This is a genomic window from uncultured Polaribacter sp. (genome assembly GCF_947503855.1).
GTDB lineage: Bacteria > Bacteroidota > Bacteroidia > Flavobacteriales > Flavobacteriaceae > Polaribacter.
In genome coordinates this window covers 84,223-105,872 of the sequence record NZ_CANNFF010000007.1, presented here as the reverse complement: position 1 = coordinate 105,872, position 21,650 = coordinate 84,223, and the positions used below count along the sequence as shown (strand labels likewise).

Annotated in this window: 18 protein-coding genes; 17 read left to right on the top strand and 1 reads right to left on the bottom strand. The window is 30.0% G+C overall.

What is annotated here, in order from left to right:
* Positions 1 to 56 precede the first annotated feature (56 nt).
* From coaD to Q0662_RS07570, 5 genes are all read left to right on the top strand, one after another.
* Positions 57 to 512 (top strand): pantetheine-phosphate adenylyltransferase, encoded by a 456-nt coding sequence (coaD, locus tag Q0662_RS07590; RefSeq protein WP_298948379.1) that lies wholly within the window; start codon positions 57 to 59, stop codon positions 510 to 512.
* 7 nt (positions 513 to 519) lie between these two features.
* A complete protein-coding gene (locus Q0662_RS07585) occupies positions 520 to 2,265 on the top strand; it encodes a M14 family metallopeptidase (RefSeq protein WP_298948378.1) in 1,746 nt (581 codons plus the stop codon).
* 1 nt (position 2,266) lies between these two features.
* Entirely contained in the window at positions 2,267 to 3,385 is a 1,119-nt protein-coding gene (locus Q0662_RS07580) for a lactonase family protein (protein WP_298948376.1), read from the top strand.
* Between the two features lie 203 nt (positions 3,386 to 3,588).
* Positions 3,589 to 4,053: a (2Fe-2S)-binding protein gene (locus Q0662_RS07575; RefSeq protein ID WP_298948375.1), complete on the top strand. Its 465-nt coding sequence runs from the start codon at positions 3,589 to 3,591 to the stop codon at positions 4,051 to 4,053.
* The gene (locus Q0662_RS07570) at positions 4,050 to 6,266 is read left to right on the top strand and encodes a molybdopterin cofactor-binding domain-containing protein (RefSeq protein WP_298948374.1); all 2,217 of its coding nucleotides are present in this window, start codon (positions 4,050 to 4,052) and stop codon (positions 6,264 to 6,266) included. The genes Q0662_RS07575 and Q0662_RS07570 overlap by 4 nt, the downstream gene beginning before the upstream one ends.
* Positions 6,267 to 6,603: 337 nt before the next feature.
* Here the strand turns inward: Q0662_RS07570 and Q0662_RS07565 are convergent, their stop codons facing one another.
* On the bottom strand, positions 6,604 to 7,695 hold the full coding sequence (locus tag Q0662_RS07565; protein WP_298948373.1) for a formylglycine-generating enzyme family protein: 1,092 nt from the start codon (positions 7,693 to 7,695) through the stop codon (positions 6,604 to 6,606).
* Positions 7,696 to 7,878: 183 nt separating this feature from the next.
* Here Q0662_RS07565 and Q0662_RS07560 point away from each other — a divergent pair, with 183 nt between their 5' ends.
* From Q0662_RS07560 to Q0662_RS07505, 12 genes are all read left to right on the top strand, one after another.
* Positions 7,879 to 9,018 (top strand): two-component regulator propeller domain-containing protein, encoded by a 1,140-nt coding sequence (locus Q0662_RS07560; RefSeq protein ID WP_298948372.1) that lies wholly within the window; start codon positions 7,879 to 7,881, stop codon positions 9,016 to 9,018.
* Positions 8,999 to 11,662: an ATP-binding protein gene (locus Q0662_RS07555; protein ID WP_298948371.1), complete on the top strand. Its 2,664-nt coding sequence runs from the start codon at positions 8,999 to 9,001 to the stop codon at positions 11,660 to 11,662. Before Q0662_RS07560 ends, Q0662_RS07555 begins: the two co-directional genes overlap by 20 nt.
* Positions 11,663 to 11,825: 163 nt before the next feature.
* A complete protein-coding gene (locus Q0662_RS07550; protein ID WP_298948370.1) occupies positions 11,826 to 12,773 on the top strand; it encodes a carboxypeptidase-like regulatory domain-containing protein in 948 nt (315 codons plus the stop codon).
* Positions 12,763 to 12,933 carry a hypothetical protein gene (locus Q0662_RS07545; protein ID WP_298948369.1) on the top strand — a complete coding sequence of 57 codons (171 nt, stop codon included), beginning with the start codon at positions 12,763 to 12,765 and terminating at the stop codon, positions 12,931 to 12,933. Before Q0662_RS07550 ends, Q0662_RS07545 begins: the two co-directional genes overlap by 11 nt.
* Positions 12,934 to 13,077: 144 nt before the next feature.
* Positions 13,078 to 13,728: a TetR family transcriptional regulator C-terminal domain-containing protein gene (locus Q0662_RS07540; RefSeq protein WP_298948368.1), complete on the top strand. Its 651-nt coding sequence runs from the start codon at positions 13,078 to 13,080 to the stop codon at positions 13,726 to 13,728.
* Positions 13,729 to 13,784: 56 nt separating this feature from the next.
* Entirely contained in the window at positions 13,785 to 15,089 is a 1,305-nt protein-coding gene (locus Q0662_RS07535) for an AarF/ABC1/UbiB kinase family protein (protein WP_298948367.1), read from the top strand.
* Complete coding sequence (locus tag Q0662_RS07530) at positions 15,089 to 15,712, top strand: flavin reductase (protein WP_298948366.1); 624 nt, start codon at positions 15,089 to 15,091, stop codon at positions 15,710 to 15,712. The genes Q0662_RS07535 and Q0662_RS07530 overlap by 1 nt, the downstream gene beginning before the upstream one ends.
* Positions 15,713 to 15,717: 5 nt before the next feature.
* On the top strand, positions 15,718 to 17,139 hold the full coding sequence (locus tag Q0662_RS07525; protein ID WP_298948365.1) for an SDR family oxidoreductase: 1,422 nt from the start codon (positions 15,718 to 15,720) through the stop codon (positions 17,137 to 17,139).
* Positions 17,140 to 17,141: 2 nt separating this feature from the next.
* The gene (locus tag Q0662_RS07520; RefSeq protein WP_298948364.1) at positions 17,142 to 17,282 is read left to right on the top strand and encodes a DUF2256 domain-containing protein; all 141 of its coding nucleotides are present in this window, start codon (positions 17,142 to 17,144) and stop codon (positions 17,280 to 17,282) included.
* A complete protein-coding gene (locus Q0662_RS07515) occupies positions 17,252 to 18,562 on the top strand; it encodes a DASH family cryptochrome (RefSeq protein WP_298948363.1) in 1,311 nt (436 codons plus the stop codon). Before Q0662_RS07520 ends, Q0662_RS07515 begins: the two co-directional genes overlap by 31 nt.
* Position 18,563: 1 nt before the next feature.
* Positions 18,564 to 20,096: a cryptochrome/photolyase family protein gene (locus Q0662_RS07510; protein ID WP_298948362.1), complete on the top strand. Its 1,533-nt coding sequence runs from the start codon at positions 18,564 to 18,566 to the stop codon at positions 20,094 to 20,096.
* Positions 20,086 to 21,573: a cryptochrome/deoxyribodipyrimidine photo-lyase family protein gene (locus tag Q0662_RS07505; RefSeq protein ID WP_298948361.1), complete on the top strand. Its 1,488-nt coding sequence runs from the start codon at positions 20,086 to 20,088 to the stop codon at positions 21,571 to 21,573. Before Q0662_RS07510 ends, Q0662_RS07505 begins: the two co-directional genes overlap by 11 nt.
* The last annotated feature ends 77 nt before the right edge of the window (positions 21,574 to 21,650 follow it).

Genomic DNA, 21,650 nt, shown 5'->3' with positions numbered 1-21,650 from the left:
CATGTTTCGTGATTCTAAAAAACATCAAAACACAAAAACATCAAAATATAAAAACAATGAAAAGAGCAATTTTTCCAGGATCTTTTGACCCCATCACTTTAGGCCATTTTGATATTATAGAAAGAGGTGTTACGCTTTTTGACGAATTAATTATTGCTATTGGTATAAATGCAGATAAAAAATACATGTTTTCTTTAGAGGAGCGCAAACGATTTATTGAAGCTTCTTTTGAAAATAATCCTAAAATTAAAGTAGTTACTTACAAAGGTTTAACCGTAGATTTTTGTCAGAAAAATGATGTTGATTTTATTTTAAGAGGTTTAAGAAATCCTGCTGATTTTGAATTTGAAAAAGCCATAGCACATACCAACCGAGATTTATCATCTATAGAAACTGTATTTTTATTAACGGCTGCAAAAACATCTTATATTTCTTCATCTATTGTTAGAGATGTCATTAGAAATCATGGAGATTATACCAAATTAGTACCAAAAACCGTTCGTATAAAATAAAAAAATCATGAAAAATATTGTTCTTATTGTTTTTTTAGCTTTTATCATTTCCTGTAATGATTCCACAAACAATAAAGTAGATTTTACTACCACTTTTGAAAAATCTGCTGGTACAAAAACACCAGAATACAAAGATGTAATTTCTTATTACGAACAATTGGCAGAAGCATATTCTCAGATTTCTTTATTTTCTTTCGGGCAAACAGATGCAGGTAAACCTTTGCATTTGGTAGTTTACAACAAAGAAGGTATTTACAATGTTGAAGAGATTACAAATTCTAAAAAAAATAAAATTCTAATTAATAACGGAATTCACCCAGGAGAATCAGATGGTATAGATGCATCTATGATGCTTTTAAGAGATATTGTACAGAATGATTCTTTGAAAAAGAAATACAAAAATTGTTTAATTGCTGTAATTCCTGTGTACAATGTTGGGGGCTCTTTAAACCGAAATTCGCACACAAGAGCTAACCAAAATGGCCCAAAAGAATATGGCTTTAGAGGCAATGCTAGAAATTTTGATTTAAATAGAGATTTTATAAAACAAGACACAAAAAACGCAACTACTTTTGCTGAAATTTTTCATACTGTAAATCCAGATGTTTTTATAGACAATCATGTAAGTAATGGTGCAGATTACCAATATGCAATTACCCATTTATTTACCCAACACAACAAATTAGGTGGTAATTTAGGTTCATTTTTAGAAAACGAAATGAAGCCACAATTAGAAAATTCTCTACAAAAAAAGAATATTATTATTACACCTTATGTAAATGTTTGGGGCAATACACCAGAAACTGGTTTTTCTCAATTTTTCGATTCTCCAAGATACTCTACAGGTTATACAACTCTGTTTCATACACTGGGTTTAATGATAGAAACACACATGCTAAAACCTTACAAAACTCGTGTTAAACAAACCTATGAATTCATGTTTTCTGCTTTTGATGTTACAGAAAAAAACTCTAACAAAATTAAAGAACTACGCTCTAAGGCTTTAGGTGAAATTTTAAGTAAAAAAACCTATCCTATTACTTACAAAATTGATAGCATAAACCCAACAACTTTAAATTTTAAAGGGTATGAAGCATCTTATATTGATAGCAAAGTAACTTCTGGAAAACGTTTATTTTACGATGTAAATCAACCTTTTGAAAAGGAAACTAAATACTACAATAATTTTTTAGTTGATCAAGAAGTAACCATTCCAAAAGCATATATTTTACCTCAAGGTTGGCACAAAGTTATCGATCGATTAGAAGCTAATAAAATAGAATTTACACATTTAAAAAAAGACACCATTATTACTGTAGAAGTTAGCCATATTAATGATTACAAAACAAGAAATGTAGCTTATGAAGGGCATTATTTGCACTACAATACAACTACAAAAAAATCTACAAAAACAATTCAGTTTAGAAAGGGCGATGTTTATATACCAACCAATCAAAATGGTGTGCGCTACTTGCTAGAAACTTTAGAAGCAGAAGCAACTGATTCTTTTTTCAACTGGAATTTTTTCGATACAGTTTTACAAAAAAAAGAAGGCTATTCTGCCTATGTTTTTGAAGATATTGCAGAAAATATTTTAGCTAAAAACCCAAAAATTAAAGCTGCTTTTGAAGAAAAACTAATAAAAGACAAAGTTTTTGCCAACAACCCAAGAATGCAGTTAGATTTTGTGTACAAAAATTCACCACATTATGAAACTGCCCACTTAATGCTACCCGTTTTTAAAATTTACTAAAATGTACAAATTTTCTATTCTTTTTTTAGCGATTATTTTTGTTGGATGTAAAACAAAGTCATCACCCAAAAAAAATACACAAACTAATAATTTTATGACTTTCTATGTAGGTACTTATACAAAAAAAGATAGCAAAGGTATTTACAAATATCAAATTTCTAATGATGGAAAGTTATCTAAAATTGGCTTGATAGCTCAAGTTACCAACCCTACTTTTTTAACAAAATCTAAAGACAAAAAAACATTGTTTACTGTTGGAGAAACAGATGATAAAGGTAAAGGTATTATAAGAGCTTACAAAATAGAAAAAGATAGCTTACAACTAATAAACAAAGCAGAAACAGGTGGTGCTGGCCCATGTTTTGTAGCTATTAACAATGATAATTATATTGTAACTGCCAATTATACTGGTGGAAATGTAGGACTTTTAAAAGCAGAAAAATCAGGAAAACTTTCTCCTTTATTATATGTACAACAACATACTGGAAAAGGTACAACAAGCAGACAAGAAAAACCACATGCACATTCTGCTTGGTTTCATCCCACAAAAAATGAAGTAATTTCTGTTGATTTAGGAAGCAACGAACTTTGGTTTTCTAAAATTGATTCAGATAAAAATGAGCTCGTATTAACAAAGCAACAAAAACTAAAAATGGCAGAGGGTGCTGGCCCAAGACATTTAACATTTCACCCTAACAATCAATGGATCTATGTTTTAAACGAGTTAAACAACACGATTTCTTTGGTTAAAGAAAAAAACAATCATTATTATGTAGACTTTTCCATTACTATGTTACCAGTAGATTTTATAGCATTTAGCAAAGCTGCAGATATTCATATTTCTAACGATGGTAAATTTTTATATGCTTCCAATCGGGGGCATGAATCTATTGTTATTTATGAAGTAAATCCAGAAGACGGAAGATTAAAAACAGTAGGACATCATTCTGTTTTCGGAAAACATCCTCGTAATTTTGCACTTACTCCAGACAATCAATTTTTACTGGTTGCCAACCAAGACACAGACAATATTGTGTCTTTTAAAAGAAATGTAAAAACGGGCAAATTAACCTTCGTTGATGAAATTACTGCACCGACTCCTGTTTGTATTTTGTTTTAAAAAATTAAACCTTTATCGACTTGAAAGCCTAAGTTTTAATTTACTCTTTAAAAACATTAGACCTAATTAGAAGGCTAGATTACAAAACTTTCAATAGATTTCGATTGCGCTCAACCTGGTAATTTCTGTTCAAGCTTTAAAAAAAGTAAAAACACTTCATCAAAATTATTTTATTTGTAACTTGTGGTTTTAAAATTCTAAAGGTGAAAACAGACTTAATTATCAACAAAAAAACGTACACTGTAGAAGTACAAAAAGACACCCCTTTACTTTGGGTAATTAGAGATATTGTAGGCTTAACTGGCACCAAATTTGGTTGTGGTGTTTCACAATGTGGTGCTTGTTCTATATTATTAAATGGCAAACTTGTTAAATCTTGTAGCACTTTAGTATCAGAAGTTGCTGGAAAACAAATATTTACCATTGAAGGGACTTCTGAAAATTTAGAATTTTTAAGACAAGCATGGAATGCTGGAAATGTACCACAATGTGGTTATTGTCAATCTGGTCAGTTAATTGCAGCTACCTCTTTATTAGATAAGATAGAAAAACCAACTGACGAGGATATTGATGCAGTAATGAGTGCTAATATCTGTAGATGTGGCACTTACTCTAGAATTAGAAAAGCAATTCATAAAGCTGTGGCACTTAAAAATAAAACCTTATGAGTAAAATTCAGCAAATAAACAGACGCGATTTTGTAAAATTATTTGGTTTGGCTTCTGGCGGAATTATTTTAGGCTGCAACACAACTACTGTAGAAAAAAAGTTTAAACCCACCATCAGCAAAGATTATTTTGAACCGAATTTATTTATTCAAATAGAAAAAAACGGCAATATAACTTTAATTGCTTCACGCTCAGAAATGGGCCAAGGCATCAGAACTTCTTTAGCCTCTGCTATTGCAGATGAACTAGAAGCAGATTGGGATTATATTTCTGTAAAACAAGCTATTGGACACGAAAAATATGGCAATCAAAATACAGATGGCTCTAGAAGTGTGCGTACCAAATTAGAACCCATGCGTAAAATGGGTGCTACTGCAAAATTGATGCTCATTACAGCTGCTGCTCAAAAATGGAATGTTGCAGAAAGTGTTTGTAAAGCAGAAAATCATCATATTATTAATACCCAAACCAATGAAAAAATTTTCTATGGAGATTTGGTAGAAAATGCCTCTCAATTAGAAATTCCTGATGAGAAAACCGTTCAACTTAAAAAAGTAGGCGATTTTAAATATATTGGTAAAACCTTGAAAAGTGTCGATTTAAAAGACTTTACACATGGTACAGCAACTTACGGAATTGATGTTCGTATTCCGAATATGAAATTTGCTGCTGTGGCTAGATGCCCGGTTACTTTTGGAACTGTAAAAAGCTTCCAAAAAAATAATGCTGAAAAAGTGGCGGGTGTAGAAAATATTATTCAAATAGATCGATTAAAACCGCCTACTGGAAAATTCTTTGGTATGTTGGGTGGTGTTGCTGTAATTGCAAATAATACTTGGGCTGCTTTTCAAGGTAAATTGGCTTTAGATATAAAATGGAATAAAGGTGAAAATGAAACTTTTAATTCAGAAGAGTTTAAAAAAACACTCACAGATCGTGTTCATCAAGTAGGTAAATTGGTACCTGGAAGTCATGGAAATGTAAATTCGGCTTTTAAAAAAGCTCAACAAACTATAGAAGCTACTTATCATGTTCCTTTTTTAGCACATGCACCAATGGAAGTACCCAATGCAACTGCTTGGTATCAAAAAGATAAAATTGAAGTTTGGGCGCCTGTGCAAGATCCACAAACTGCAAGAAGCGAATTGGCTCATTTTTTTCAAATTCCAGTTGAAAATATTACCGTAAATGTTACTTTTTTAGGTGGTGGCTTTGGTAGAAAATCTAAATCGGATTTTGTGGTAGAAGCTGTAGCAATATCGAAAGAAATAAAAGCGCCTGTACAAGTAGTTTGGACACGTGAAGATGACATACAACATAGTTTTTATCACGCCACAAGTACACAATATTTAAAAGGTGGTTTAGATAAAAATAGTAAAGTAACTGGTTGGTTGCAAAGAGTGGGTTTTCCTTCCATTGTTTCCTCTTTTAAACCTTTGTCAGATTATGCTTCTGGCTTTGAACTTGGGCAAGGTTTTACCAAAAATCCGTATGAATTACAAAATTTTAGATTAGAAAATGTAAAAGCAGAAGCAAATTTAAGGATTGGCTGGTTGCGTTCTGTGGTGCATATTCATAGTGGTTTTGGTATTAATTCTTTTGTAGACGAATTAGCATTTGCTGCAAAAAAAGATGCTGTTCAATTTCATTTAGAGTTGATTGGCAAAGACAGAATCATCAAAGGAAAATCGAATTATCCTTACAACTCAAAACGACTAAAAGCTGTTTTAAACCAAACTGCAAAAATGGCTAATTGGGGTAAAAAACTGCCTCAAAACCATGGTTTAGGTGTTGCCATACATTACAGTTTTTATAGTTATGTGGCTACTATTGTAGAAGTTTCTGTAAAAAACAAGAACGTTAAAGTAGAAAATGTTTGGACTACCATAGATTGTGGTTTGGCATTGAATAAAGACAATATCAAAAACCAATTAGAAGGTGCTACCCTATTTGGAATGTCGCTTGCGATGTATGGAAAAATTTCTACAGAAAATGGTGCTGTGGAGCAACACAACTTTTTCGATTATCAAATGACACGCATAAAAGATGCCCCAAACATAGAAATACATATTATGGATAAAATGGAAGAACCACCCACTGGAGTTGGTGAACCTGGTGTACCTGTAATTGCACCAGCCATTTGCAATGCCATTTTTAACGCAACTGGAAAACGCGTTAGAAGTTTACCTTTGGTGGACCAAGGCTTTGCATAAAAAAAACTCAATTTATAATAGTAAAAGATTTTGCTAGTTACAGCGGTATTGAGGAAGAAACTATTAACAAATACTTAATAGATTAATCATAATATTTGACGCTATTTATCTGTTTTTAATGAAGTTAAAATAGTAAATTTGTTTTAGACCTTCAAACAAAACATACTATTTCAATTTAAACATTAGGTCCACAATTCGGTTGACACTGTTTTAGAACTTTTCCTAAAGTATTGATTTTACTGCATACTGGCGGTCTAGTTATCATCCTGCAACCCGACTAAAAAGCCTTATCATTTTAATATTAAGAATTTTTTATTTTCTTTAAAGTTTAACAATACTAATCAGATAACATCTCTTTGGTTGCAACAGTTCTAAAACCAATATGATCTGAACTAGAACTTGGTTCCATACCCATTCTTGCAGAAATTCTAAAACTTGCACAATAAGATTCGTGGCACAAAAAAGAACCACCTTTCATAACATGCTCTAATTGATATGGATTTGATGGAGAATACGATGTTTCTGCACCAGTTGGGTTATTTAAAACTTTATTAGGATTTAAACTTTTGTAATAATTTACATTAAACAAATCTGATGTTATTTCCCAAACGTTACCTGCCATATCATAAATACCAATAGTATTTGCCGGATAAGATTTGATGGGAGAAATATATTCAAAACCATCTTCAGAAATATTTTTTGTTGGAAATTGCCCTTGCCAAGTATTGGCATTGGCATTTAAATCTGCTGGATTATTACCCCATACAAAAGTTAAATTTCTACGATTGCCCTGTGCTGCAGATTCCCACTCTGCTTCAGTTGGTAATCTTCTATTCGCCCATTTACAATATGCCAAAGCATCCTTATAAGCTACATGCACAACTGGGTAATTATCTTTACCATCAATAGAACTTCCTGGACCTTCTGGCTGTTTCCAATTAGCACCAATTTTCCATGTCCACCATTGTTGATAGTTATTCATTGAAACTATCTTACCCGCATTTTTATTAAAAATTAAACTTCCTGGTTGTAAAATAGAGTCTGCTGGTTTTGGAGTTCCTGCTGGTAAATCTTTTTTAATTTCATCCCAATTTATTGGCTTTTCTGCTACAGTAATATAATTTGTTGCTTTTACAAACGCTGCAAATTGCTTGTTGCTAACCTCATGTTTATCAATATAAAAACCATCTACATATACTTCATGTGCTGGTTTTTCGCGCATCATCGCGTATTTATCACCTTCTTTAGCACCCATTAAAAATGATTTAGCTTTTACCCAAACCATCCCTTTTGGTGCTTTTGTATCTGCCTCAACATTCGTTGTATTATTACTTTTTATTGTTTGTTTTTTCTTTTGCGTATTGCATGCAATAAAAAAAGAGATGCTTAAAATTAAAAAAAAAGTGTAAATATTTTTATGAAAAATCATGTTTTTAAATATTAAGTGTTACTATTTTAAATTAGTTTTTAATTTTTACTATTTTTACCGTAACCGTAACAAAGATACAGATTGAATTTAAAAACTTACTTTTTTTCTTTTTTTATTTACTTTTTAAACATTAATTCTTATGGGCAAAATCCTATTGAGTTTTCACAGCTTGAGGGTGAAAATGTGTCTACACAAAGTATTACATATGCAATAAAAGAAGATAATTTAGGTAATTTATGGATTGGCTCTGAAGAAGGTATTTTAAAACATAACTCTAAATATTATAGGGTTTATAATACTTACAATGGTTTACCTGAATCGTTAAGCAATAGAGCTTCAGAAATCTTTATAGACAGTAATAATAATATTTGGGCTGGTCTAGAAAAAGGTGTTTGTAAGTATAATAAAAATTTAGATAAGTTTGAATTAATACAAACTGCAGACAATATAAATCCTTCTCTAGTAAATTCTATTAGCGAAGATAGTAATAGCAATATATGGATTGGAGGTTTTAATGGTCTTTGGAAATACAACCCAACTAATAAAAATTTAGAAAAAACAACCATTAATGATGCTATAGATGTAATTTTTATATATAAAAATTATGTATTGTGTGGTACTAAAAAAGGTCTTTATATCTATAATATTGATAATAAAAAAACTTCAAAAATAAATTTACCAGCATCTACAGCTAAAATTTACTATATAAATACTGCTTTTAATGCAATCTATTTAGGTACACAAGCTGGCGAATTATTAGAGATTGATACCACCACTTTTAATTACAAAAGGACTTTAAAAAACTTTAACCATACTATTAGAGATATTTTACAAGATAAAAAAAACTTGTACATTGCTACAGATGGTAATGGTATTTATCAGTTAAATAACAAACTGGAAATTATAACTCATTTTAAAGAAGACTCTAACAACCCAACCTCTATTTCTAGTAATGGTATTTATGATTTAGAAATAAGTAAAGAAGGTATTTTGTGGGCAGCAACCTATGGTGGAGGTATAAATTATTACAATATAAATAGGCTTCCTTTTCTTAAAGTACAGCATAAACTTAATAATAAAAATAGTATTTCTAGCAATTTTACTAGAAGTATAGCCAATGATAAAAATGGCAATGTATGGTTTGGTACTAAAAAGGGTTTAAGTATTTGGAACAGAAAAAAGAATTCTTGGAAACATCTAGAAAACTTTAAAACAAAAAATAATACCCCTGTAATTGTTTTAGCCTTAGAAGCTGATAATAATTATATGTGGGTAGGAACTTACAACTATGGTCTTTTTAAAATTGATATCAAATCTTTTTAAAATTACAAGTTTTAATGATGTATCTAAAGAGAAAGATTTAATAACTAAAATTTATGCTATTAAAAAAGACACAAATAACAATATTTGGGTAGGTGGTTTAGATAAAGATTTATTAATGATTACTGCTGATAACAAAATCACTAAATATCCTATACTCTACTTAAAATCAATTATAGAAACAACTACTGGTAAAATTTTAGCATCTGGTAGATATGGTATCTATGAAATAAATCCTGAAAATAATAATTTTAAAATATTAGAAGATTTAGAACCCAGTAAAAGAACTTTAGCCTTTTCTACTGTGCATGCAGTACAACAAACAAAAAAAAATCAACTAATTGTTGGTACAAATGGAGCTGGCTTACTTTTTTACAATTTAGACACAAAAAAAATAAAAAAATTAGATCTAAGTTCTGGTTTTCCATCAGACATTGTACAAGGTGTTTTATTAGATAGTGAAGATGCAATTTGGGCTAGTACAACAAAAGGTTTAGTTCATGTTAAGATTAATAAGAAAGACACCATTATAAATATTTACGATAAAAAAGATGGTTTAGCTAGTACAGAGTATAATTATGGTAGTTACACAAAACTAAATGATAGTTTGTTAGCTTTTGGTGGAGTAAATGGCGTAACTATTTTTAATCCTAAAGAAATTGTAAATCAGAACTTTAAGCCATATTTAGTTTTCGAAGACTTAAAATTATTTAATAAAAGTGTTTCTCCATCAGAAAAACCATTATCAAAACACATCAATCAAACAGAAAAAATCAACTTAAAAAGTAACGAAAACTCTATAGAAATAAAATTTGCAGGTATACAACACAGTGTTGCTTCTAAAATGAAATATGTTTGGAAATTAGAAGGGTTTAATGATGCATGGTCTAAAGAAAATACAAATAATTTTGCTACTTACACCAATTTACCTAGTGGTAAATATAAATTTAAAGTAAAAGCTATAAACAAATACAATAACGAAAGTAAAATAAGAGAAATAGATATTATAGTGGCATCTCCTTGGTGGTTAACTAATACCGCATTTTTTATCTATTTTTTATTATTAATAATATTTATTTGGGCACTTATTCATTTTACCACTATTCTTATCAATAAAAAAAATGCAGATGATCAAATAGAGTTCTTTAATAACATTACCCATGAATTAAAAACACCTCTTACAATTTTAATGACTTCTTTAGAAAATATTACCAATACTAACGATTCTAAAGAATCTAACAAACACATAAAATCTACCGTAAAAAGATTAAATTCTTTGTTTGAACAAATGCTAAACTTTCATAAGGTTACCTCTCAGGACAGCATTTATCAAAATGTATCAAAAATAAAAGTAGAAAACTATTTAAAAGCTAGGATTAAAAACTTTGAACCTCTTACCAAAGAAAGAAATCTAGAGATTAAAATAGAAAATAATTGGCCAGAAACTATATTTTATTACTACAAAGATGTTTTCGATAAGATTTTTCTAAATATACTTTCTAATGCAATTAAATATTCTTTTGAGGGTGGAACTATTAAGGTAAAACTACAAAAAATTGCTAATGGTGAATTAAAACTTCAAATTTCTGATGAAGGTTTTGGAATTCCTAAAGATCAACAAAAATTTATTTTAAAACGCTACTATAGAGCCAGAAACGCCATTAACAGTCAAAGCCCAGGAACTGGTTTAGGACTAATAATGACCAAAAAATTAATAGAAAAAACAGGTGGAACAATTACGTTTGATAGTGTAGAGAATAAAGGAACAACTTTTACAATAATGCTAAAAAACTTAGTTGATTTATATAAAAAGACAGAAGTTGTTGAAACTGAAAAATTAAAAAATGAACAAACTGTAGAAGAACAATTACAGTTAGATATGTTTTCTGATGCAAAAATTTTAATTGTAGAAGATAATGACGAGTTAAGGTCTTTATTGGTTGAGTCTTTAGGAAATCATTTTTTAATTTTAGAGGCAAGCAATGGTAAAGAAGGTATAGAAATGGCTTTGCAAAATTTTCCAGACATTATATTAACAGACTTAATTATGCCTGAAATGGATGGTATGGAAATGGCTAAAAACTTAAAGCAAAACATCAACCTAAACCACATACCTGTTTTTATGCTTACTGTATTGCAAAACTCTACACAAAAATTAGAAAGTATAGAAGCTGGAGTTGCTGAATATATAGAAAAACCTGTAGATACAAAGCTGTTATTGGCAAAAATTGTAAACACGCTTAAGTTTCAAAGAAAAATTAGAGAAAAATACGTAACCGATAGTGATGCAGAAAATGCAACCGTTTATAGAAACCAAAAAGACAAAGAGTTTTTAGAAGATTTAGAAAGTAAAATTATAGAAAATATAGAGAACAACTCTTTTTCTGTGCACGACTTATCTAAAAGCTTCGGTATGAGTAGAACATCTTTATATATGAAACTAAAAAACTTGGTAGATTTATCGCCCCAAGATTTTGTAATTCACACAAAATTAAAGCACGCAAAAAACTTATTAATTAAAGGGCAAATGAGTATTAAAGAAGTTGCCTATAGTTCTGGTTTTTCTAATCCTAAATATTTTAGTACTTCTTTTAAGAAATTCTACGGAAAAACACCAACAGGTTTTTTAGATAGCTTAAAAAAATAGCTTTTCTAATATTCAGAAAATTTATAGGTATATTTTTAGCATTCTACACAAATACCTAGTAAAATTAGTAATTCTGACAATTATTATACCTTTTATGATGTTTTTTAAAATACCTTTTTCAATGGTTTAGGTTAATTTAGCACATATAAATCAATCTCAAATTATGAAAAAAATTTTTTATACATTATTGTTACTTGTTCCAATATCCTTTTTGGCACAAACAACAATAAAAGGAAAGGTAATAGATGATACAAAATACCCTTTACCAGGTGCATCTATAATTGTAAAAGGCTCTACTAGAGGAGAAGTTACAGATTTTGATGGTAATTTTTCAATTAAAATTGATAAAACACCTGCAATTTTAGTAGTAAGCTATTTAGGTTACAAAACAAAAGAGGTAGTTGTTAACAAACAAACAACACTTACCATTCAATTAGAACAAGATTCTGAACAATTAGAAGAAATTGTAATAATTGGTTATGGTTCTTCAACTAAAAAAGATTTAACAGGTTCTCTTACAGAAATTAAAGAGAAAGAAAATGTTGCCTCTCAATACAATAGTGTAGGTTCATTATTACAAGGTAGATCTTCTGGTTTACAAGTAAACTCTAACATTGGTACTCCTGGAGCACCCGTAAGTGTTAGAATTAGGGGTGCTAATAGTTTAAGAGGTAATAACGAACCTTTATATGTAGTAGATGGAGTAATTATTAATTCTGCAGGAGAAGATGTATTAGACGCTACAAGCGATGCAAATGAAACACAATCTACTCAAAATGGACTTACAGGTATCAATCCTAGAGACATTGAGAGCATGGTAGTTTTAAAAGATGCTTCTGCAACTGCTATTTACGGTTCTCGTGGCGCAAATGGAGTTATTTTAATTACCACTAAAAAAGGGAAACAAGGTAAAGCAGTTATCAATACTTTTGTACAAAGCAGCATTTCTCAAGCTACTAAAAAAATTAATGTTTTAGACGCTGTTGGTTACGCTCAATACAGAAATGTAAATGCGATACAGCAAAACAACCCACCAAACTACGCAATAGAAGGTAATAAAGTATTTAGATTAGATAATGCTGGTAACAAACTTGACAAACATGGAAAATAAAAAACATACACAGCAAGAAAACATCACTCGTAAAGACGCGATGAAAAAAATTGGTAATTACGGTAAATATGCAGCATTAACAGCTTTGGGTACCTATATGATTTTAAACCCACAGAAAGCACAAGCATCTTCTCCAGAAGCACCAGGAACAGGCTTCTAATAAAATTTGCCCCTAATTTCTTAAAAACCGATAACATATTATATGTTATCGGTTTTTTTATGTTTTTATTTAACAAAAGATTATTGTTTAATAAAATACTAATATTATTAAACATTTGTATCTTTACATAAATTTTAAATTATTATGGCGCGTAAGAAAAGCATCACCAAAGAAAACTTAATTTCCTGGTACATGGAGTTTGTACTAGAAAACAATCACGAACCAAAATCTGTATTTAGTTTTGCTAAAGAAAACAATTTTGAAGAAGCAGATTTTTACAAACACTATGGTTCTTTTGAAGCTATAGAACAATCTATTTTTAGCGAATTTTTTAACAATACCATAAAAGTGTTAGCTAAAAGCGAAGACTACCCAAATTACGATGCTAGAAATAAACTATTAAGTTTCTACTTTACATTTTTCGAAATGCTTACTGCCAACAGAAGTTATGTAATGTATGCTCTAAAAAACACCGACTTGAAAAGCTTAAAATCTTTAAAGCATTTAAGATCAGATTATAACACTTTTGTAAGCAATATTGGCATCGAAAAAATAGATCTTAAACAAGAAAAGTTAGAAAAAATTCAAGATAAAGCCACCCAAGAATCTTCTTGGATGCATTTACTAATTACCTTAAAGTTTTGGTTAGATGATACTTCTACTTCTTTTGAGAAAACGGATATTTTTATAGAAAAATCTATCAATGCTCGTTTTGATTTAATGGATATTAAACCATTAAAAAGTATTATCGATTTTGGAAAATTCATTTTAAAAGAGAAAGTAAATTTTAATTAATTATAAAATTTACTAAAACAATTTAATTAAAAGATACTGAAATAAATTCAGCATAAATGAAAACAATAGATTCCATACCCACTTCTAAAATTCAAAGAGCATCTAAATTAGTAACAACTGGGGCTAAAATAGGTGTAAATTATTTGAAATATTATGGTGATAAGATTACCAAAACAGAAGAAGAAGCAAAAAATAGATTAAACCAAAACAATGCTGGAGATATTTATGACAGTTTAAAACAACTGAAAGGAAGTGCTTTAAAAGTGGCACAAATGCTAAGTATGGAAAAGAATATTTTACCACAAGCGTATGTAGAAAAATTTTCTTTGTCTCAATTTTCTGTACCACCATTGTCACCTGCTTTGGTTACCAAAACCTTTAAAAAATACTTTGGTAAAAACCCAAACGAAATTTTTGATAAATTCAATTCTGTTTCTGTAAATGCAGCCAGCATTGGACAAGTGCATAAAGCTGAAAAAGATGGCAAAAGGTTGGCTGTAAAAATTCAATATCCAGGAGTTTCAGATAGTATTGCATCAGATTTATCATTGGTAAAACCTATTGCTATTAAAATGTTTAATATTAGAGGAAAAGATTCTGATAAATATTTTAAAGAAGTAGAAAATAAGCTCTCAGAAGAAACAAATTACGTACTAGAAGTAGAACAAAGTCAGGCAATTGTAGAAGCTTGTAAACACATTCCTAATTTAAAATTCCCAAACTATTATCCAGAAATATCTTCAGATAGAATTATTACTATGGATTGGATGGATGGTGTTCATTTATCTGAATTTACTTCAGAAAACCAAGAAACTAGAAACAAATTAGGGCAAGCGCTCTGGGATTTTTACATGTTTCAAATTCATAAACTAAAAAAAGTACATGCAGATCCACATCCTGGAAACTTTTTAATATCACCCAAAAACGAGCTAATCGTAATCGATTTTGGATGTATGAAAACCATACCAGACGAATTTTATGTACCTTATTTTGAATTGGCTAATGAAGAAAGTTTACAAGACCCTGTATTTTTTGAGAAGAAACTATTTGAGTTAGAAATATTAAGAAAAGACGATTCTCCAGAAGAATTGGCTTTTTTTAGAAATATCTTTCACGAATTGTTAAGTCTTTTTACACAACCTTTTAATAAAGAGGTTTTCGATTTTTCTGATGAAGATTTCTTTGGAAGAATTTCTGAATTAGGAACCAAATATGCAAAAAGTACAGAACTTAAAAACATGAATGGAAATAGAGGTTCTAAACATTTTATTTACATCAACAGAACGTTTTTTGGTTTGTATAATTTAATGCACGATTTAAAAGCAAAAGATGTGAAAATCAACAATTTTAAATCTTTATAATGGCGTATTTCAATAGAAAAGACATCGATAATTTAGATAAAATCTATAGAATAAACTTAATAAATAGTTGTTCTGGTTTTAAATCTGCCAACTTATTAGGTTCTATTTCCGAAGAAGGTATTACCAATGTGGCTGTATTTAGTTCTGTTGTGCATTTAGGTTCAAATCCACCTACATTGGGTTTTATTTTAAGACCTACAACAGTACCAAGAAACACGCATAAAAACATAAAAGAAACTGGGCATTTTACCATCAATCATATCTATGAAGATATTATAGATGATGCACATCATACTTCTGCTAAATATCCAGAAAATGTTTCTGAGTTTAATATGACCAACTTAGAAGAAGAATATAGAGGAGATTTTAAAGCGCCTTTTGTAAAAAATGCCCCTGTACAAATGAGCATGAAATTTATAGAAGAAATTTATGTACCCTCTAATGATGTGATGTTGGTAGTTTCTCAAATAGAAGAATTGTACGTTCAAGATAACTTATTGCATGATGATGGTTTGATAAACCTAGCAACAGGTAAAGTAGCTACTATTAATGGTTTAGACACCTACGCAATCCCTAAATTTAAAAAGCAGTTAACTTATCAAAGACCTAAAAAGAGTAAATAAAGTGTATGAAGATACTTGTAACGGGCGCAACTGGCTATATTGGCAAAAGGTTAATTCCATTATTGTTAAATGATGGTCATACCATTATTTGTCCTGTTAGAGATAAAAAACGTGCACAAAACTACTATAAGAATCAAGAAAACATAGAGCTTATAGAGGCCGATTTTTTACATAATCATTCTTTAGAAGCCATTCCTAAAAATATAGAAGTAGCTTATTATTTAATACATTCTATGTCTAATTCTGCAAAAGAATTTCATGTTTTAGAAGAAAAATGTGCTTTCAATTTTAAACGTTTTGCAGAAAGTTCTAGTTTAAAACAAGTCATTTATTTAAGCGGAATTACAAACGATACAAAACTATCTAAACATTTACTTTCTAGAAAAAATGTAGAAAACACATTGGCTTCAAAAAAATACGCTTTAACCACTTTTAAAGCAGGTATCATAGTGGGTTCTGGTAGTTCCTCTTTCGAAATTATTAGAGATTTGGTAGAAAAACTACCTGCAATGATCGCCCCAAAATGGCTAAACACCAAAACACAACCTTTAGCTATTAGAGATGTACTTTCTTTTTTACACAAGGCTTTGGCTAAAGAAGAATTGTACAATACTTCTCATGATATTTTTGGTCCAGAAATTTTAACCTATAAAGAAATGCTTTTGCAATTTGCAGCAGTAAGAAAACTTAAAAGATCAATTTTAACAGTACCGGTAATGACGCCAAAACTATCTTCTTACTGGTTATATTTTGTTACCTCTACTTCTTATAAGCTGGCATCTTCTTTAGTAAACTCTATGGGTGTAGAAGTAATTGGTGAAAAAAGTGACATTAACAAAATAATGGATATTAACCCAATGAGTTATAAAGAAGCTGTAAAATTAGCTTTTAAAAAAATAGAACAAAACAGTATTATTTCTAGCTGGAAAGACTCATATATAAGCAGCGGAAAGCTAAAGAATTTTGTCCATAAATTTATAAATGTACCAGAGTTTGGGTGTTTTAAAGATTTTAAAAAAAGAAAGGTTAAAGACAAACAAAAATCTCTTGGTAAAATTTGGGCAATTGGTGGCGAAACTGGCTGGTATTATGGTACTTTTTTATGGAAAATACGTGGTTTTTTAGATCAATTTTTTGGTGGCACAGGTTTAAGACGCGGTAGAAGACACCCAACAGAATTAAATGCAGGTGATGCTTTAGATTTTTGGCGCGTTATTTATGCAGATAAAGAGAAAGGTAAATTATTATTATATGCAGAAATGGTTTTACCTGGTGAAGCTTGGTTAGAATTTAAAATAGAAGACAATTTTATTTATCAAACAGCCACCTTTAGACCTCATGGACTTGGAGGCAGGTTATATTGGTATGCTGTAATGCCTTTTCACTGGTTTGTGTTTAATGGTATGATTAATAACATTAATAAATAATTGTGAAAAAGCAACATCTCCCAGAAAAAATTTGTGTGGTTTGCAACAGACCATTTACTTGGAGAAAAAAATGGGAAAAGAATTGGGAAGAAGTAAAATATTGTAGTAAAAAATGCAGAGGCAACAAAAAAATACAGGCTTAATATGGTTTCGTAATAACTTACGTGTAAACGATAATATTTCTTTAAAAAAATCTATAGAAAACAACTCAAACACTATTGCTGTTTATTTTTTTGATCCAAAATTATTTAAAGTTGATAAATTTGGTTTTCAAAAAACAGCAAAATTTAGAGCCAAGTTTTTAATAGAAACCATTATAGATTTAAAAAATAATCTAAAAGATTTAAATATTACACTTCTTACCTACTTTGACAGTCCTGAAAATAAATTAGAAGAACTTTGTAAAGAACATAGTGTAAGTGCTATTTATACTCAAAAAGAATGGACTCAAGAAGAAGTAACAACCAATGAGAAAATAAAAAAAACAATACCTTCAGATATTGCTATTATAGAAGATTACGATCAATTTTTATATCACCCAAATACAGTTTCTAAAGATTTTTCTAACACCCCAAATGTTTTTACTGCCTTTAGAAAAAAGCTAGAAAAAACAGTTGCTGTTTTAGAAGAAGTGCGTATTTCTGCACTTTCTAGTGATAATTTACTGGCTATAGAAACAGAAATTCCCACTTTAAAAACTTTGGGTTTTATAGATTTTAACATCCCAACAAAAACGGCATTTCCTTTTTTGGGTGGAGAAAACGAAGCTTTAAAAAGATTAGACAATTATTTTTTTGAAACTAAAAAAGTAGCTTTTTATAAAAAAACTAGAAACGGTTTAGTAGGCACAGATTACAGTACAAAGTTTTCTGCTTGGTTGGCCAATGGAAGTATTTCTGCAAAAACTATCTATTGGAAAATTAAAAAATTTGAGGCAGAGTTTGGTGCAAACCAGTCTACTTATTGGGTAATTTTCGAATTGATTTGGAGAGACTATTTTAAATATATTTCTTTAAAATACAACAATAAAATTTTTAAAATTGGTGGAATTTTAGACAAAAACTACCAGTGGTATACTTATCAAAAAGACATTAATAAGTGGATAAATGGCGAAACAAAAGACGATTTTGTAAATGCCAACATGATCGAATTAAAACAAACTGGCTGGATGAGCAATAGAGGAAGACAAAATGTAGCTTCTTATTTTGCCAAAGAACTGTTATTAGATTGGAGAATTGGCGCTGCTTATTTTGAGTCGGTTTTAATTGATTATGATGTACATAGCAATTACGGAAATTGGATGTATGTAGCAGGTGTTGGTAACGATCCTAGAGACCGAAAATTCAATACAAAATTACAAGCAGAACGTTATGATAGTAAATATAAATTTAGAAAACTGTGGTTAGAAAAAACTTTGTTTTAAGATGAAAAAGTTACGCTTACTTCTTGGAGATCAGTTAAACAGCAAGCATTCTTGGTTTCAAAATACCGATGACCAAACCATGTATTGCATGTTCGAAATGCGTCAAGAAACAGACTACACCAAACATCATATACAAAAAGTAGCTGGTTTTTTTGCTGCAATGAGAAATTTTGCTCAGGAATTAGAAAAGGCAGAACACCACATTGTTTATTTTAATATCAATCATAAAAATAATAAGCAGAGTTTAGTCGAAAATTTAAACTTTCTAATCAAAGAAAATAACATTGAAAAGTTTGAGTATTTAGCCCCAGATGAATATAGATTAGACCAACAATTAAAAGAGTTTTGTAAAAAAACACAAATTGAATCAGAAGTTTATACAACCGAACATTTTTATACAGAAAGAAAAGAATTAGCTAACTTTTTTAAGGGCAAAAAGCAATTTCTAATGGAGAATTTCTATAGAAATATGCGCAAAAAGCATCAAATTTTAATGGTTGATAATCAACCAGAAGGTGGAAAATGGAATTACGATGCTAGCAATAGAAAAAAATGGAAAGGAGATACATTAATTCCACCAGAAATAAGTTTCGATAATGATGTGTCAGAAATTGTATCAGAAATAAAACAAACAGATATACAGACCATTGGTAACATCCATCCAAAATACTTTGAATACCCAATTTCAAGAAAACAATCTTTAAAACAATTAGCGTATTTCTGTGAGCACTTATTAATACATTTTGGTGATTATCAAGATGCCATGCACACAGATAAAATATATCTTTTTCATAGCAGAATATCTTTTGCCATGAACACAAAAATGATTTCACCAAAAGAAATCATCAACAAAGTATTAGAAACCTACAGACAAAGAACAGACGAAATAGATATTTCTCAAGTAGAGGGTTTTATTAGGCAAATTTTAGGTTGGCGAGAGTATATGAGAGGCATGTATTGGATGCTGATGCCTGATTACAAAAAAGAGAATTTTTTAGAAAACAAAAATAAATTACCCAAATTCTTTTGGACAGGTAACACCCAAATGAATTGTTTAAAAAATGCCATTAACAACTCTCTAGATAATGGATATGCACACCACATACAACGTTTAATGGTTACTGGTAATTTTGCATTGTTAACACAAATAAATCCAGATGAAATTGATGCTTGGTATTTGGGTATTTATGTAGATGCTATAGAATGGGTGCAATTACCAAATACAAGAGGTATGAGTCAGTTTGCTGATGGTGGAAAAATTGCTACAAAGCCCTATGTTTCTAGTGGAAGCTATATTGGTAAAATGAGCAATTATTGTGATAGTTGTTCTTATAAAAAAACGAAAAAGTTTGAAGATGATGCATGCCCATTTAACACCTTGTATTGGAATTTTTTAGACGAAAAACAAGGACAATTATCTTCTAACTTTCGCATGAAAATGATGTATAGTTTATTAAACAAAATGCCTACAGAAGAACGTGTAAAAATTAAAGAAAAAGCAAACCATATTATAGCAAATTTAGATGCATACTAACAAAGAAGAAATATATGTTGTTTGGTTTAAACGCGATTTGCGTTTAGAAGATAATGAGGCTATAGAAAATGCATTAGCAGCCAACAAACGTATATTGTTTTTATATGTATTCGAAAACTCGTTAATAGAAGACCCACATTATGATGCACGTCATTGGGATTTTATTAAACAATCTATTGTTAATTTAAATGAAGATTTAAAACCATATAACACCAAAGTATTAAGTGTACAAACAGAAGTGGTATCCGCTTTTAATCAACTTATTAGCAATTATAATGTTAGTACTGTTTTTTCGCATCAAGAGACAGGATTGCTAATTACCTATAATAGAGATAAAGAATTTGCAAGATATTGCAGAAACAACTCTATCAACTGGGTAGAAAACAATAACAATGGGGTTTTAAGAGGATTGTTAAACAGAGAAGATTGGTTTGATTTATGGGAAGATTATATGTGCAAACCTCTGATCAAAAACAACTTAAAAGCATCTTCTTGTATTCAAATTGATGAAGTAAATCAACTAGAAAAATATTTTAATGTTGTTGATTTATCAACCAAAAAACACCCATATTTTCAAAGAGGTGGTACAAAAATGGCTTGGAGGTATGCAGATTCTTTTTTTTACGACAGGCATCAAAAATACATGAAACATATTTCTAAACCAGCATTGGCTAGAGAGAGCTGTAGCAGACTCTCACCCTACATTGCTTGGGGTAATGTTTCTATTCGACAAATCTTTAGAAAAGCACACCAAGAAAAAACAGCATTAAACAAAAAAGATTTGGGCGCTTTTGTCTCTAGGTTACGTTGGCAAGCGCATTTTATTCAAAAGTTTGAAATGGAACATACCATGGAAAATGCTAGTATTAACAAAGGCTATCAAAAACTAAAAAAAAGTATTTCTATAGAATATCAAACTGCATGGAGAGAAGGAAAAACGGGTTATCCTTTGGTAGATGCCTGCATGAGATGTTTAACAGAAACAGGATATTTAAATTTTAGAATGCGTGCGATGTTAGTCTCTTTTTTTACCCATATTTTATGGCAACCTTGGCAAGATGCATCTCAACACCTATCTCAACTTTTTTTAGATTTCGAACCTGGCATTCATTTTCCTCAATTGCAAATGAATGCAGGTGAAACTGGTATTAATGTTTTACGAATTTACAATCCTGTAAAAAACAGCTTACAACACGATGAAGATGCTATTTTTATAAAAAAATGGGTGCCAGAATTGGCAGAATTACCAATCGCTTTTATTCATGAACCCTATCTAATGACTCCTTTAGATCAACAGTTTAATAACTTAACTTTAGGTAAAGACTATCCAAAACCTATTGTTGATGTTAAAATTGCAAGAAAAAAAGCCAGTGACGTACTTTGGAAAATGAAAAACGATTTTGAAGTTTTAAAAGAAAGCAACAGAATTTTAAAAAAACACACACTTTCAAATAGAAATAAATTACTAAATAATTAACCCTCCATATTCTCTTTTAAGTTATAATTTATTGTTAATTTTTGTTTAATCTATCAAGCTAATGATTAAACACAATT